At 64.3% G+C, this 13,965-nt stretch carries 15 protein-coding genes; 1 reads left to right on the top strand and 14 read right to left on the bottom strand.

Going from position 1 to position 13,965, the window contains the following annotated elements; all coding sequences use genetic code 11:
* Positions 1-16 precede the first annotated feature (16 nt).
* The 13 genes from JQ507_23410 to JQ507_23350 all read right to left on the bottom strand — a co-directional run bounded on the left by JQ507_23410 (position 17) and on the right by JQ507_23350 (position 11,815).
* Positions 17-955 (bottom strand): ABC transporter permease, encoded by a 939-nt coding sequence (locus JQ507_23410; protein ID QRI67896.1) that lies wholly within the window; start codon positions 953-955, stop codon positions 17-19.
* A 56-nt stretch (positions 956-1,011) separates the two neighbouring features.
* Positions 1,012-2,598 (bottom strand): ABC transporter substrate-binding protein, encoded by a 1,587-nt coding sequence (locus JQ507_23405; GenBank protein ID QRI67895.1) that lies wholly within the window; start codon positions 2,596-2,598, stop codon positions 1,012-1,014.
* 324 nt (positions 2,599-2,922) lie between these two features.
* The gene (locus tag JQ507_23400; protein ID QRI67894.1) at positions 2,923-3,387 is read right to left on the bottom strand and encodes a GNAT family N-acetyltransferase; all 465 of its coding nucleotides are present in this window, start codon (positions 3,385-3,387) and stop codon (positions 2,923-2,925) included.
* Positions 3,388-3,665: 278 nt separating this feature from the next.
* Positions 3,666-4,640 (bottom strand): HlyD family secretion protein, encoded by a 975-nt coding sequence (locus tag JQ507_23395; protein QRI67893.1) that lies wholly within the window; start codon positions 4,638-4,640, stop codon positions 3,666-3,668.
* On the bottom strand, positions 4,637-4,846 hold the full coding sequence (locus JQ507_23390; protein ID QRI67892.1) for a DUF1656 domain-containing protein: 210 nt from the start codon (positions 4,844-4,846) through the stop codon (positions 4,637-4,639). Before JQ507_23390 ends, JQ507_23395 begins: the two co-directional genes overlap by 4 nt.
* On the bottom strand, positions 4,843-6,897 hold the full coding sequence (locus JQ507_23385; GenBank protein ID QRI67891.1) for an FUSC family protein: 2,055 nt from the start codon (positions 6,895-6,897) through the stop codon (positions 4,843-4,845). Before JQ507_23385 ends, JQ507_23390 begins: the two co-directional genes overlap by 4 nt.
* A gap of 56 nt (positions 6,898-6,953) precedes the next feature.
* Complete coding sequence (locus JQ507_23380) at positions 6,954-8,276, bottom strand: alpha/beta fold hydrolase (GenBank protein QRI67890.1); 1,323 nt, start codon at positions 8,274-8,276, stop codon at positions 6,954-6,956.
* Positions 8,257-8,442, bottom strand: a complete 186-nt coding sequence (locus JQ507_23375) for a hypothetical protein (GenBank protein ID QRI67889.1) — start codon at positions 8,440-8,442, stop codon at positions 8,257-8,259. The genes JQ507_23380 and JQ507_23375 overlap by 20 nt, the downstream gene beginning before the upstream one ends.
* Positions 8,439-9,227 carry a sensor histidine kinase gene (locus JQ507_23370; protein QRI67888.1) on the bottom strand — a complete coding sequence of 263 codons (789 nt, stop codon included), beginning with the start codon at positions 9,225-9,227 and terminating at the stop codon, positions 8,439-8,441. Before JQ507_23370 ends, JQ507_23375 begins: the two co-directional genes overlap by 4 nt.
* Positions 9,228-9,627: 400 nt before the next feature.
* Positions 9,628-10,626 (bottom strand): helix-turn-helix transcriptional regulator, encoded by a 999-nt coding sequence (locus tag JQ507_23365; protein ID QRI67887.1) that lies wholly within the window; start codon positions 10,624-10,626, stop codon positions 9,628-9,630.
* Positions 10,627-10,694: 68 nt separating this feature from the next.
* Positions 10,695-10,832, bottom strand: a complete 138-nt coding sequence (locus JQ507_23360) for a hypothetical protein (GenBank protein ID QRI67886.1) — start codon at positions 10,830-10,832, stop codon at positions 10,695-10,697.
* 132 nt (positions 10,833-10,964) lie between these two features.
* Positions 10,965-11,441, bottom strand: a complete 477-nt coding sequence (locus JQ507_23355; GenBank protein QRI67885.1) for a hypothetical protein — start codon at positions 11,439-11,441, stop codon at positions 10,965-10,967.
* Positions 11,442-11,488: 47 nt separating this feature from the next.
* Positions 11,489-11,815 (bottom strand): hypothetical protein, encoded by a 327-nt coding sequence (locus JQ507_23350; protein ID QRI67884.1) that lies wholly within the window; start codon positions 11,813-11,815, stop codon positions 11,489-11,491.
* Between the two features lie 113 nt (positions 11,816-11,928).
* On the opposite strand from JQ507_23350, the gene JQ507_23345 reads away from it, so the two are divergent.
* Positions 11,929-12,861: a LysR family transcriptional regulator gene (locus JQ507_23345; GenBank protein QRI67883.1), complete on the top strand. Its 933-nt coding sequence runs from the start codon at positions 11,929-11,931 to the stop codon at positions 12,859-12,861.
* 221 nt (positions 12,862-13,082) lie between these two features.
* On the opposite strand, the gene JQ507_23340 is transcribed toward JQ507_23345, so the two are convergent.
* Entirely contained in the window at positions 13,083-13,877 is a 795-nt protein-coding gene (locus tag JQ507_23340; GenBank protein QRI67882.1) for a class II aldolase/adducin family protein, read from the bottom strand.
* Between the last annotated feature and the right edge of the window lie 88 nt (positions 13,878-13,965).

Raw genomic sequence — 13,965 nt, 5'->3', positions numbered from 1 at the left:
TGAAACCGGCTGCCGCTCATGCGTATCGGATCCTGGGATCGATCACGCCGTAGAGCAGGTCAACCAGCGTGTTGACGGCGAGAAAGAACAGCACCACCACGAGAATGGTGCCCTGTACGGTAGGAATGTCACGCTGCAGCACGCTGTCGACCAGCAACGAGCCGATGCCCGGCCAGGAAAACAATTTCTCGACGACCACCGCCTGGCCCATCACCACCCCGAATTGCAGGCCGATCGCCGTCAGAATGATGACGAGGGCGTTGCGCATCACGTGCCAGGTCACGACCCGGGTCTCGCTCATGCCCTTCGAGCGCGCGGTGCGGACAAAATCCGCAGTCATGATCTCGAGCACCGCGGCACGGGTCGTTCGCGCCAGCAGCGCCATCGGCGAGACGCCGAGGGTCACGGCAGGCAGCAGCAGCAGAAATTTGAGCCCGCCATCGCCATAGCCGAAGCTCGGCAGCCAGCCGAGCTTCAATGCGAACAGATACATCAGCAATAACCCGAGCCAGAATTTGGCCATCGAGAGGCCGGACACCGCCAGCACCATCGAGAGCGTGTCGACGAGGCTGCCTGGCTTCAGCGCCGCGATGAAGCCGAGCGGTACGCCGACCACAACGGCGAATGCCAGGGCTGCGAATATCAGTTGCAGCGTCGGCCACATCCGTTTGGCGATCATGATCGTGACCGGCTCGCGGGTCCGGAACGAGGTCCCGAAATCACCGGTCGCGAGCTTGGCGATATAGGCGCCGAAACGCACGTAAACGGGATCGTCGAGGCCGAGCTGTTTCTTCATGCGTTCCACGACTTGCGGGTCCGTCGGACCTCGACCATCGTCGCCCATGCTCGACACGATGCTGCCCGGAACGACGCTGAACAGCACGAAGATCAGCAGCACGACGGCCAGCACGGTCGGAATGGTTTGCAGGACCCGACGGATCGCGAACGACAGCATGGGACGCTTTCCTCACTCCCTCGATCGTTTGTCGCGATGGAGGAGCACGGCACCTGTCACTTCGCGGGTGAGGTCTCGTCGACCCAGAGGTCTTCGACGTTTTGATGGGTCAGTTCGGTTGCGTCCAGCTGAATTCCCTTGAGCCAGGGCTGCACCGCCATGACGGCCTTGTTGTAGTTGAAGAACCAGATCGGCGCTTCGTCGAAAAGCAGCGCATTGGCCTTTTGCAGCAGCTGCACGCGTTTTTCGGCGTCGTCGGTCTGCCCGGCTTCATCGATCGTCTTGTCGAACTCCGCGTTCTTGAAGTTCGCATAGTTGCAGGCCGATTGCGGCGTCGCCGAGTGGAAGCATTTCAACGCGGCCTGCGGATCCGGACCGGTCGCCTGGGAATAGATGAAGGCCTGGAAGTCGCCCTTGCGGATGACCTCCGCCAGCACCGCGGTCTCGACCTGCTTGACCTTCACCTTGATGCCCACCTTGTCCAGCATCGGGATCGCGGCTTCGACGATCGGCAGCCCCCAGCTTTCATTTTGGCTGGTGGTCCATTCGAACTCAAAGCCCGTGGGATAACCCGCATCTGCGAGCAATTGCTTCGCCTTCGCGGGATCGTAGGGGTAGGGCTTCATGGCCTTGTCGTAGGCGGGCGAGGTCAAAGGCAGCCAGCTCGTGGCGCGATAGGCCTTGCCCTTGACCAGCTTGCTGATGATCAGATTGGCATCGATCGCGTAGTTGACAGCCTGCCGAACCCGCTTGTCGGCGAACGGCTTGAACGCCGGATTCATCCCCATATAGCGCGTGAAGACCTCGGCGACCTCGACGATGGTGCCCTTGAGGTCGGGGTCGGCCTGATAGGCGACATACTGTGCCGGCCCCAGCACCGAGGTGTCGATCTCCTTGTTGCGGAAGGCGACGTCGCGGGCCGCGGCTTCGCCCATCAGCGAGATCACGAGCTTGTCGGCATAGGGCTTGCCGGGCTTGTAGAAACGGTCCCAGCGTTCCAGCACGATGCGCGATCCCGGCACGTGCTCGACAAACTTGAACGGACCAAGACCGATCGGCTTCTGGAGGAAGCTTTCCTTGCCGCCCTCGTCGGCGGGATAGATCGAGGTCAGCGCGGTGAAGAAATAGAAGGCCGGATCGACTTTCTCTGTCAGCTTCATTTCGAGGGTGAAGTCGTCGACTTTCTTCAGGCCGGAGATCTCCTTGGCCTGGCCCTTCTCGACCTCGGCCGCGCCCTCGATGATGCGGACGAAGCGGGCGCCGGGATAGGCCTTGGTGCCGTCCATGATGCGATTATAGGACCAGATGACGTCGTCCGCCGTCATCTTGCGGCCGTTGTGGAAATAGGCGTCGTCGCGCAGCTTGAAGGTGTGGACGAGGCCCCCGCCCGAGACGACGACCTCCTTGGCAAGTTCCAGGACCGGCTTGCCCTCGGTCGAGTCCCAGATGTAGAGCGATCGGTGCAGGCCCTTGGCGTAGATTTCGTCCTGCGCGCGGGGTGTCGTGTGGATGTCCATGCTGGTGAAGCTGGAGCCATAGGGCGCCGTCATGCGAATGGTGCCGCCCTTGCGCGGCGTCTCGGCCGCCGCCGTGGCGGCGAGTGCGAGACCCAGGCCGGCCGCGATCGCAATCATCTTGAACATCATGTTTCCCCAACGATGCAGAAGCATTCCGATCAGCGAGTTGACCATCGGCAGCACGTCAAGCGCAAGGTCCTCGTGTCGGGTCAATGGCGACCGGCACCAAATATTTGTGCTGCCTCGATCTGAGGGGTGGATTCATAAACGCGCAGCGCGCGGCGTGCATCCGGTCCGGGGTGGTGTCGAGCGGCGTGCAACTTTTGCTTGTATGTAAGGGATTGCGATTGAACGGATTTCAGGTTCCGTCCTGAATTCGCGAAGGCAGGGTTTTCTTCTGATGAGGCTGGTAGGTCGGGTCGGGCGAAGCGAGACCCGCGATCATGTGAATTACAGCAGTCCCCGATAGATCCCCGGCGCGGAGTCGTCGATGGCCACCGCGCCGACGGCTTTCGCATAGAAGTCCGCCGGTCCGACGCCGCCGACGATGGCGTAGCCGAAGCCCTGGTGCCTCATGTCCTCGAGACAGGCGAACAGCAGCGCCTTGCCGATCCCGTTCTGCTGCGACTTCGGTGCGACACCGGTCGGACCGAAGAAGTTGCGACAGGCCGCGTCGTAGCAGGCGAATCCCATGATCGCCTTTTGCTGGATCGCGATAAAGCAGGAAACCGGCTGGCGGCTGAACGCGACCTCGGTTTCGCTGGCCCAAGCCTCACTGAAGGTCTCCCGCACCCAGGCTGTGACCTTGTGCTTCTCGGGGGCGAGCGCACGGCGCATCACAATTCCGGCCTGCTGCAGCCGATCGTAGGCGGGCCGGGAGTCGGGCAGGGCGTAGAGCTTGACGAGCATGTCCATCCGGCGACCTTAGTTGAAGACGCGCCCCCTGGGCAAATCGCGCGAGGATAAGCTCTTGCACGCCCGCGGCTCTCTAAGTACATGTACCTCGCGTATGTGGGAAATATGCCCACAACATGGATAATCGGTTGCCGGACGTAACGGTCGCAGCGCAGAACATCAACACTGGCCAGGCGGTTGTCTTCATTGTCCCGCTCAACGGCTTCGCCGCGGCGCTGGAGCGCACCATTCAACTTGGCAGCCGACGTGCGCGCTGCGAGGCCGCAAGTGGCGTGCGATCAGCCACATCGCGGCGGAACTCGGAAGGCGGCCTGCACCGCCCGGCATAAGCTCGGGCGCGAGGCGCCGTGCTCGCCCCGCGCCTCGCGCGGGTCGCCGTGCAATGGAGATCCGAGCACCTCGACGGTCGCGGTGGCTCCCGCAACGAGCTGGCTTCGCGCGGCGGGATCGAGCGCGATCCGGACCGGAACGCGTTGCGCCAACCGCACCCAGTTGAAGGTGGGATTGACGTTGGCCAACAAGGTCGCGCCGGCGCTGCGATCGCGATCCTCGATGCCGGCCGCGACGCTGTCTACCCTCCCGTGCAGCACGTGGTCACTACCCAGCAGTCGAACACTGACGGCGTCGCCGAGATGGATGCGTGGCAGCTTGATCTCCTCGAAATAGCCCTCGACGCGCAGCGTGTCGGAATCGAGCAGCGCCATGACGCCCTTGCCGGTGGTGAGATAGGTCCCCGGACGCAGCTCGTTGTTGGTGACGACGCCGCTGACGGCGGCACGCACCTCGCTGCGCTCGAGATTGAGCTTGGCCAGATCGAGGTCGGCGACGGCCCGGTCATGGGCGGCTTGCGCCTCGCCCTGGGCGGCGATCACTTGATCCAGGCGTTGCTTGGAAACGACCACGTCGGGCGTCAGCGCGCTGTAGCGCTTCAGGTCCGCGTTGGCCTCATCGAGTTGGGCGCCCTTGCCCAGCAGCACCGCCTCGGCCTGCTTCAGTGCGATCTCGTAACGCGCTCGGTCGATCCGGAACAGCACGTCGCCGCGCTGGACCGGTTGGTTGTCCTTGACGAGCACGTCGGTGACGAAGCCGGATACGTCGGGGGCAACCGGAACGACGTCAGCCCGCACATGGCCGTCGCGCGTCCAGGGCTCGTTCATGTAGTAATCCCAGAGCTTGTAGCCGGCCCAGACCGCGACCAGAACCACGAGTGTGGTGGGTGAGACGCGACGCAGCGCGTTGAGAACGGATTTCATGAGATCAACTCCCTGGAGATGAAGATCAGGCCGGCGACCAGACAGACGTAAAGCGCGAAATTGAACAGCGCGCCGTGCCAGACGTGGCGATAGAGACCAGCCTGTGCGAACAGTGTGCTCGCCACGCGCGTGAGCATGTATGCGACGACGCCCCACAGCAGGAAGCTTGGAACGATCACGCCAAACAGGTCGAACTCGTATCTCATGCCGCGATACCCTCTTGATTTGACAAGCGCGGCTGATAGGACCTGGCGCCGGGAAACAAGCCGGCGCGGATTCCGGCAAGGCCGATCAGCGCGTCGTTACGACTCTTGCTCGCGGGCTCCCGCAACGTCGACGCGATCGCGTTGTCGAGCCGGCCGACCAGCTCATCCGGCAGCCGCCCGGCCGTGTGGTTCCGGGCAGCCGATGCAAGACGGTCGAACAGCGCGTCGATGCCGGCGACGGCAGCGCGTGACAGACCGAGGCTCGCGTGCCTGACGTCGATGACGTTCAGCGCCGTCCGCAACTGCAGAAGGTTGGCGGCGTCACTCTGCGCCTCTGCCGGCACCACGGCGATACGAGCCGCAAGCAGGGCGAGACGATGCTGTATCAGACCGCCGATCACGGCGCGATCGCGCGGCGCGCTGCGCGCGGCCACGGCAGCAAGCGTGCGCCAGTTGCTTCGCACCAGGCGGCTCGCGATCCAAGCCGCGCCCAGCGTGCGAACGATGCCGCACGTCGCGGCCGTGAGCGCGACGCCCACCACGAGCGACAGGCTGGCGTTGGCGAACGAGCCGAAATCAGCCGAGTAGGATGACTGCAATGCAAGCTGCACCGACGTGAAGATGGCAAGCCAGGAGCCAGCGGACCCGGTCGCCGGCCGCGCCGTCATCCAGCCGAACAGCAGGAAGGTCGGCGCGAGTGCGACGACCAGCAGCTCGAACGTGGTGACGCGCGGCAGAATGCCAAATGCATATATGCCGGTGACGGCGATGACGACCAGGATCACGCCGAAGAACCTGCGAAAAGCCGGCAACGGATCGTCCAGGCCGGCGAGAAACGACCCTACGAGGGCTGCAAACAGAGCCGCCGATGCGCCATCGGTCCAGCCGGTCGCGATCCAGAATGTGCAGCAGGCGAGAACGGACAGCGTGGTTGCCGCGGCGGCCCATAGCGCAAGCCCGTGGTCGCGGTGCCGGGCGGCCGGTGCCGCAGGATCGAGCGTCACGGCGAGCGCAAGCGAGCCCGGATCGCGGCCATCGGCGATCGCCTCGTGCAGCAGGCGGCAATCCCGCATGAGGTCGACGAGGTTGCGCAATCGAAGGGCGAGGCCGGCCGCCGAGATATCGATCCAGCCCGCGTCGGCGCCGAGTTGTGGTGCGACGTCACCAAGTGTTGCACGCAATCCGTCGGCCTGTCGTCCGTCCTGGTCGCCGTTCGCGAGCCAGCCTGCGATCCTCTGGATGACATCGGCGATGGCCGCTGGCACACCGCCGTGAGCGTTGAGCGCGTTCCGCCGGGCCTCGATCGACGCCAGCAGCGGGTGCAGTAACAGCATCGGTTGGCGGAGCAGCTCGAGGCCGCGCGCGGTGTTCGCCGATGTCACGGTCTCGAAGCCGAGATGCCGGCTCAACTGGTCGATCTCGGCGGCGGCAGCGGCAAGCCGCATGCGTTCGCCATCGTGCTCCTGGTCGCTGCCCTGGCCGGTGAAGACGTCCACCGTGAGCCGGCGCGTGTTGGCGAGCCAGGCGTCCGCGCGCGCCGCGATCGTGTCGGCGACGGTGCTCGGCAGCACGATCCTTGATGCGATGCTCGCGCAGGCGATGCCGAGCAGGATTTCCTGCACGCGAGCGGCGACGATGTCGAATGTCGATTCGGGCGTCGAAAGGATCGGGAAGCCGAGCAGGGCGACGGTGTAGCCGGACAGCAGGAGCATGTAACTGCGCGGGGTGCCGTCGATCAGCGAGAAGTACAGGAACATGCCGACCCACAGTGCGATGGCAAGGCTGAGCAGCCCAGGTGCGTTGACGAGATTCGGGATCAGCACGATCGTCCCAGTGGCGCCGATCAGCGTTCCCAGCGCGCGGTAGACCGCCTTCGACGACGTCGCTCCTGTCAGCTGGTTGGAGGTGATGTAGACGGACGCCATCGCCCAGTAGGGGCGTGGCATGTCAAGCAGCAGCGCAATCGAGAGCGCCACCATGGCCGCGGCAAACGTCCGCACCGCGAAGACGGAAGCGGAATGCCGCGACAGAAATGAATGCGACTGGTCCATCGTAAGTCCGACAGGAATGGCGGTGCGCACATTCGCGCGCACCGCCGGTTGCATGACTAGGCGTTGCGCAGCGGGCGGAAGGCGGTGCGCATTTCGGCGACAAACAGCTCGGGCTGCTCCCACGCCGCGAAGTGCCCGCCCTTGTCGAGCTTGTTGTAGTGGATCAGCTTCGGATAGGCCTGCTCCGCCCAGCTCCGGGGTGCCGTGTAGATTTCGTCAGGGAATGCGCTGACGGCGACCGGGATCTTGACGCCGCGCACATCGAAGAAGCCGCCCGTCGATACCTGATGGGTGTCCCAGTAGAGCCGAGCCGAGGAGATCGCGGTGTTGGTCAGCCAATACAGCGTGGCGTTGTCGAGCACGTCGTCGCGCGACAGCCCTTCCGTCTCGCCGTCGAAGACGCGGGCGATCATCTCCTGGCTGCGCGCGTCGTGATCGAGCATCCAAGCCGCGAGGCCGACCGGCGAATCGACGAGCCCGTACAGGGTCTGCGGGCGATTGGCCATCTCGATCGCGTAGCCGAGGCCCTTGTCGTAGAAGAGGCGCAGCTGATCCCAGGCACGGCGCTCGTCGGTCGTGAGAGTGGCCGGCGGCGCCGAATTGAACGCCAGCGCCCTTGAGACGTCGGCCGGCACGGTGGCCGGCATGTTCGTGTGAATGCCGAGCAGCTCGACCGGCTCCTGCAAGGCGAGCGTCTCGGAGACGGCGTTGCCCCAATCACCACCCTGCGCCACGAACTGCTTGTAGCCAAGGCGCCGCATCAGGGTGGTCCAGGCCCGCGCGATACGAACCGGGGTCCAGCCCGGTGCAGTCGGCTTTCCGGAGAAGCCGTGACCCGGCAGCGACGGAATCACGAGGTCGAACGCATCCGCGGCGCTGCCACCATGTGCGGTCGGGTTGGTCAGCGGATCGATGATCTTGATCTGCTCGATGATCGAGCCCGGCCAGCCGTGCGTCACGATCATCGGCAGCGCGTTCGGATGCCTGGAGCGAACGTGAATGAAGTGAACGTCGAGTCCGTCGATCTCGGTGATGAACTGCGGAAGGCCGTTGAGCCGCGCCTCGACGTTTCTCCAGCTGTAGCCGTTCTGCCAATATTGAGCGAGCTGCTGCACCGTCTTGAGCTGCACGCCCTGAGATGGATCGGCGACGGTCTCTTTGTCGGGCCATCGCGTCGCGGCAACACGCCGGCGCAGGTCGATCAGCAGCTCTTCTGGTACATCGATGCGGAAGGGACGGACGGCCTCGCCGGCAGCCGCGGTGCGGATTCCCGGTGGAAGCACGGTTGCCGCGCCGAAGGCGGCGACCCCCATCGCGGCGGTGCTCAAAATTCGGCGGCGACGCAGGTCGATGATTTCGTCAGTTGTGCTGGTGGTCATGGCTCTCTCCTTGTGCATTGTTGGCTTCGACTGAGATGAGAATTCGCGTGAAAGCACTGGCGACGCGTGTGGGGCGTCCGGTGGGTTCCGGCCGCAGCGTTGCCAGGAACATCGCAAAGCAAAGCGCGCCGGTCGCGAACAGAAGGAGGCTGAAGATGCTCTTCATGGCGGCTCCAGTGCAGCTTCCGTCGTGGCGGGGACATCGCTGCGCAGGCCGTCCGGCACGGCAACAACAGGGGCGCGCGCCGATCGCGGCCGCATTCGCGGTGGCACTGCTTGACGTAGGCTGTGCAGGCGCCGCCGCGCGACGACGCGGTTGGCGCGCAGTTCGCGTGCGCCGAGCGGAAACACGACGAGGAACGACGAGAACTGCGGACCGAAGCCATACTCGATCCGGCCGCCGAGGCCGCGGGCCAGATCGCTGACCATCTTCAGACCGCGCCCCGACCGCAAGCGCTCCGAGTGCGAGCCATTGTCCGCGACGATGCAATTGACGACCGTTCCGACGACGGAGAGCCTGATCTTGATCGCTCCCTCCCGGCCTTCGAAATGCGCATGTTGCGCGGCATTGGTCACGAGCTCACGGACAACGAGGGCGAGGCGCCAGCAGCGCTCCGCCTCGAGTGGCAGGCTGTCGGCGCTCAGCGCGAGACGAATCCCGATCGGCTCCAGCGAGGATCGGCTGAGGCCGAGAGCGAGCTTGCGGATCGATTCGGCGGCGTCCACCAATCGGTCGCGGTCCGGCATCGCCAGTGCGCGATGAACGCTCGCATGCTGCTGGAGCAGTTCGATGACGCCGGCAAGTGCGCGCTTGACGGCAGGGTTGTCCGTGCGCAGCACTGCGGCGGAGACCGTGTTGATCGACGAGACGAGGTCGCCGTGGATGCGGTGCGTGAGTGCACGCAGCAGCGTCTGGTCATCGAGCTCGTGAGTAGGTGCAACGCTGGGCACGCGGGCCTCCTGGCATTCGCTGGATGTGCGGCTTTCCGGCCTGACCCGAATTATGGGGAGTCCGGCCTCCCATTGTTTCGCCTAGATTGCCGTGATGTTGTCGTTGCTTGCTGTCGACGAAGTTCGAAGCGCTCGGTCAATCTGTGGATCAGGAGCGACACCATGCTGAGGCCCGCGCTCACGAGCATGGTGAACGATCGAAAATGGATCAGGTCCATGGCTGCACATCTCCTATGCCGATGCGCAAGCGAGCACGATGGCGCGCGCATCGCTGCTGCCGCGTGCGCGCCTCGCTCCTTGCTGCAGATGAGAATATCGAGGTGTGCGGCCGATCGCTTTGTGTCGAATGCCGTCGTTTTTTATAGGTTGCTGAAGGTCGCGGAGAGCGCGACCGTCAGCATTACGCCAGGATCGGAATCGCGTTCCGAATGTCGGCCAGCGACAACGCCGGCTGCGATCCGGACCCGCGGCGATACTGGCCCGGCGCTACGCCGGCCGCCTGCTTGAACGCGCGGTTGAAATTGGCCTGGCTGGAGAAGCCGAGCGCCAGCGCAATGTCCACCAGTGGCCGATCGCCCTGGATCAGAAGGGCTTTCGCACGCTCGAGCCGTCGTGCGGCAACGTAACGGTGAGGAGGTTGGCCGACGGCCTGTTTGAAGCCGCGAGCGAAGTGAAATCGACTGAGAAAGGCAATCGATGCCATGCGATCGAGCGTGAGATTGCCTTCGAGGTTTGCTTCGATGTAGTCCAGCACGCGGAAAAGCCGACGCCGGTCCAGCCCTTCTCGTGCCGAGGCGGCGGCGGACCGTGCGGCCGAACTGCTGGTGTACTTTTGAACAAGCCGTATCGCCATGCCGCTTGCTAATGATTCCACCAGCAGCTTGCCGGCGGAGGTTTCGCTCCGCAGCTCCGATGCGATGGCGCGTGCCATCTCACCCAGCAGGGGATCCTCGAAGGCGCTGTCGTATCGCAACGCGCCGAGTACCGAAGCGTCGACCTCGACGCCGAGCTTGCCTGGGGAGAACTGGCTTGGCGGAAGGTAGATGTGAGCGATCTCCGGCAGGTCGCCGCCGATATCGATGGAGCCTTCCCGCCAGCGCGCGGGCGTGAGCCAAATCGTATCGCGGCGGGTGATGGTTCGATCCGACACGCCGCTAGCCTGACGCGTGACCGGAAATCCATTGCCGTGGACATCGACACATATCTCCGTGTCGGATTGCGTCCCGGTCCACGGGACCACGCTCTTGCCATGCGCCCGCACCTCCGCCGACAGGCCCGACCAGCCTCGATCGATCGAAGACGACAGCAGTTTTGTCGGGCCGCGGCCCTGCCAGAAGTCGCAGTAAGGCCGCGGTTCGTGCCGGCTCTCGGTGACGAGATGCGCGCTGTGCGTCGACATGGAGCGGTCCTTGTTACTCTGACGTCGATCTGTGTCTGTCGGCGTGCATGGCGCCGGCCGGTCGTCGTTCAGTCGCGCCGCGAGGCCAGCCTTGTCGTCCTGCGCGCCTCGGCCTTGGGTTGGAAGAACAGGCCGGGCAGCACGGAGACCAGTCCGAAGGTCATTCCGAGGAATGCCAGGAAGGTGTCGAGATAATTCAGATCCATTGCACTTGCCTCCATCTTGGCTTGCGCGGGCTCGGCCCGGTGCAATCCGTCCAATGAGCTTAGGTATGATCCGACACAAAGATCGGTACAATAGAAACATTGATCTCGGTGCAATTCTTCCAATGCTCTGCGCTAGGCGGCGGCAATCCCGCTCCGTCGAAGCGCATCCGCGTGTCGCTGCTCGATGGCTTTGACGGAGTTTTCGAACGCCTTCTCCAGCACGCTTCTGCCGACGGTGCGGAGCACGAGGCCGAGCAGCCATCCCCTGAGGTTCTTGCCGTCGCGCACCACGACCACTTCGATGTCGGTGGTGCCATCGGGCCGGCGCGTGAAGTTGTAGGTGTGGCCGGACGCGCCGCCCCATACATTGGAGTCGGTCGTCGTCAGGATGACATGGTTGGGATCGGACCAGTCGTAGCGCAGACGTTCCCAGATGCCGCCCGAGCCTTCCGTCACGTCGGCGGCCGAAGGGCCGCGATGATGCACCTTGAGATAGGCGTCGGCGCTGTTGCTGAAGAGTTTGGAGCGGCCCGGGCCGAAGTCGGTGAGGCCGGCGACGTACTGCTCGGCTGTCAGGCTGGTTGTTCGATGAAGGCGGATCGTCGACATCTGTGGTTCCTGCACAAGTGACGGAAAGACGGGTGGCGGTGTCGGAACTAGTTGGAGACCGGGCCTGACGTGCGGACGGTCAAGCCTTCGCCGTTCCGGCTGATCTCCAGCGCGCCTCTCTCGTTCGGCGTCGAGAGCAGGGCACGCTGACCGGGCGCCAGCACTGATACGAAGCGGACCGGCGTCCCGGCCTCGCCCTGCGCGAGGGTGGTCACCACGCGATATCCGTCGGGCTCGACGGTGTAGTAGACGACGCCTGCGAGATCGCCGAGATGGACGCTGTGGCCTTCGATCGGCTTGAGCGAGCTTGCGTGCACGGCTCCCAGCGAGGCCAGGGTGAACGCGGCGGCGAGGACTGTGCTGCGGATCGACATGGGATCCTCCGTTGGCTTGGGTGTGGACTTGGGCGGCGGGCGGTTGCCCGACGGCTCCCTTGTCGGAGGACATGGTCAGGCTATGATCATCGATCAAACAGATGGGATCGATAATGGCCATCGATATCGCTAATCTAGGTCGTATCGACTTGAATCTGCTGGTTCATCTTGATGCGCTGCTGACCGAACGGAGCGTGACCAAGGCTGCGGCCTGCGTCGGCATTGGGCAATCCGCGATGAGCCACAACCTTGCCCGCTTGCGCGAGCTGTTCGGTGACGAGCTTCTCACGCGTGGGGCCGATGGCATGCGTCTGACGCCGCGTGCTGTAATCCTGCGCGAGCCAGTGCGGAGCGCGCTGGCGCAGGTCGAGGCCGTGGTGTTGCGCGATCAGACTTTCGAGCCGGCCACGGCGGTGCGGACCTTCAGGCTTGGACTATCGGACAGTATGGAAATCCTGATCATGCCCGCGCTGCTGGCGCGCATGCGCGAGATCGCACCTGGCGTTCACTTCCGGATTCACAACGTCGACGCGTCCCGGCTGCTCGATGACCTCGACGCCGACGAGCTGGATCTCGCAGTCGCCCATGGGCCGCTCCCGCAGGGACAATTGCATCACAAGCAACGCACGCTGCTGACCGAGCGCTTCGTGTGCATGTTCAATGCAGAGAAAACCGGTATCACGTCGCCGATCTCGCTCGAGGACTACGTAAGGCTGCCTCACGTGCTGACCAGCTTGCGGCCTGCCCGCACCGTGCGCGGGATCGTGGACGAGGCGCTCGACAAGCTCGGCCTGCGGCGCACCGTTGCGCTGACCACGCCGCGTTTTCTCACCGTTCCGCATCTGGTGGCGCAGGCGCCTGTTATCGTCACGATGGGGGCACGGCTGGCCACGCGGTTCTCGGCCGAACTCGGGCTCAGCCTCAGCCCGCCTCCGGTGGAGCTGAGCGAGATGCCGGTGACGTTGCTGTGGCACGCCTCCTACGACCACGATCCGGCCCATGCCTGGTTGCGAAACCAGGTGGCCCAGCTGGCTGCCGAGCTGTGAGCCGGTACGGCGATGCTGCGAGAAAGCGGGCGTATGACTCGCAGGCCGCGCCACATGCTCGCAGCCGTCCCGGCGAAGGCTGGGACCCATTACCCCAAATGCAAATTGTCACCTGATGCTGGAACGCCGGGTCCCGCCTACAACGGCTGCTGCGGCGTATGGGTCCCGGCCTTCGCCGGGACGACAGGGTTATTCAACATCGCCCTTCGTCTTCAACCGCCTCAATCCCGATACGAAGGATCGGCCCGATCCAGCTTGCGCAGCAGCGCCGGCCAAGCGAGTTCGCCGTTACGTGCAGCGCGGCCGGGCTTCGGCAGCATCCGCTCATAGGTGTCTTCGAGGATGTTTTGCGGCGGATAGATCAGCTTGGTGTTGCAGGACAACGCCATCACCTGGGTCTGGCAGGCGCGCTCGAGGCGGAACAGCACGTTGAAGGCGGCGGGTACGGTGCGGCCGACCACCAGGAGACCGTGATTGCGTAGGATCATCGCTTCGTTGTCGCCGAGGTCGCGGACCAGCCGCTCGCGTTCGTCGACATTGTCGGCGATGCCTTCGAAGTCGTGATAGGCGATGTGCAGGAAGCGCATCGAGGTCTGCGCCAGCGGCAGCAGGCCGCATTCCATTGCGGAGACTGCCATGCCGGCCGGCGTATGGGTGTGCGCAACGCAGTCCATGTCGTGCTTGGCCATGTGGATCGCGCTGTGAATGACGAAGCCGGCAACGTTGACGTCATAGTCGGTGGCGTTGAGCAGCGTGTTGCCCTCGACGTCGACCTTGATCAGGCTGGAGGCGTCGATCTCCTCATACAGCATGCCGTAGGCATTGATCAGGAACTGGTCGGTGGTGCCGGGCACGCGGCAGGAGATGTGGTTTGCGATCATCTCGGTCATGCCGTACATCGCCGTGAGCCGATAGCAGGCGGCCAGATCGACGCGGGCCTGCCACTCCTCGGCGCTCACCTGCTCGCGAACGGATTTCACGACCTTGATCGCGGGCGAGCTGACGGGGGGATTCATGGCGTTCTCTCCTTGAGATGTCTGCGAGGCAGGGGCCCGACTATTTGGCGGGACCTTAGCAGAATCGGCGCGGCGGCAAGCCGTGACG

It is taken from the genome of Bradyrhizobium sp. PSBB068 (assembly GCA_016839165.1).
In the GTDB taxonomy this organism is placed as follows: domain Bacteria; phylum Pseudomonadota; class Alphaproteobacteria; order Rhizobiales; family Xanthobacteraceae; genus Bradyrhizobium.
Note: the sequence above shows the minus strand (reverse complement) of the source record. Positions and strands in the feature narration are given on the sequence as shown.

Bases quoted from the DNA above. Each gene is read 5' to 3' on its own strand.
- JQ507_23410 (QRI67896.1), bottom strand. From the start codon at position 955: ATGCTGTCGTTCGCGATCCGTCGGGTCCTGCAAACCATTCCGACCGTG.
- JQ507_23405 (QRI67895.1), bottom strand. From the start codon at position 2,598: ATGTTCAAGATGATTGCGATCGCGGCCGGCCTGGGTCTCGCACTCGCC.
- JQ507_23400 (QRI67894.1), bottom strand. From the start codon at position 3,387: ATGGACATGCTCGTCAAGCTCTACGCCCTGCCCGACTCCCGGCCCGCC.
- JQ507_23395 (QRI67893.1), bottom strand. From the start codon at position 4,640: ATGAAATCCGTTCTCAACGCGCTGCGTCGCGTCTCACCCACCACACTC.
- JQ507_23390 (QRI67892.1), bottom strand. From the start codon at position 4,846: ATGAGATACGAGTTCGACCTGTTTGGCGTGATCGTTCCAAGCTTCCTG.
- JQ507_23385 (QRI67891.1), bottom strand. From the start codon at position 6,897: ATGGACCAGTCGCATTCATTTCTGTCGCGGCATTCCGCTTCCGTCTTC.
- JQ507_23380 (QRI67890.1), bottom strand. From the start codon at position 8,276: ATGACCACCAGCACAACTGACGAAATCATCGACCTGCGTCGCCGCCGA.
- JQ507_23375 (QRI67889.1), bottom strand. From the start codon at position 8,442: ATGAAGAGCATCTTCAGCCTCCTTCTGTTCGCGACCGGCGCGCTTTGC.
- JQ507_23365 (QRI67887.1), bottom strand. From the start codon at position 10,626: ATGTCGACGCACAGCGCGCATCTCGTCACCGAGAGCCGGCACGAACCG.
- JQ507_23360 (QRI67886.1), bottom strand. From the start codon at position 10,832: ATGGATCTGAATTATCTCGACACCTTCCTGGCATTCCTCGGAATGACC.
- JQ507_23355 (QRI67885.1), bottom strand. From the start codon at position 11,441: ATGTCGACGATCCGCCTTCATCGAACAACCAGCCTGACAGCCGAGCAG.
- JQ507_23350 (QRI67884.1), bottom strand. From the start codon at position 11,815: ATGTCGATCCGCAGCACAGTCCTCGCCGCCGCGTTCACCCTGGCCTCG.
- JQ507_23345 (QRI67883.1), top strand. From the start codon at position 11,929: ATGGCCATCGATATCGCTAATCTAGGTCGTATCGACTTGAATCTGCTG.
- JQ507_23340 (QRI67882.1), bottom strand. From the start codon at position 13,877: ATGAATCCCCCCGTCAGCTCGCCCGCGATCAAGGTCGTGAAATCCGTT.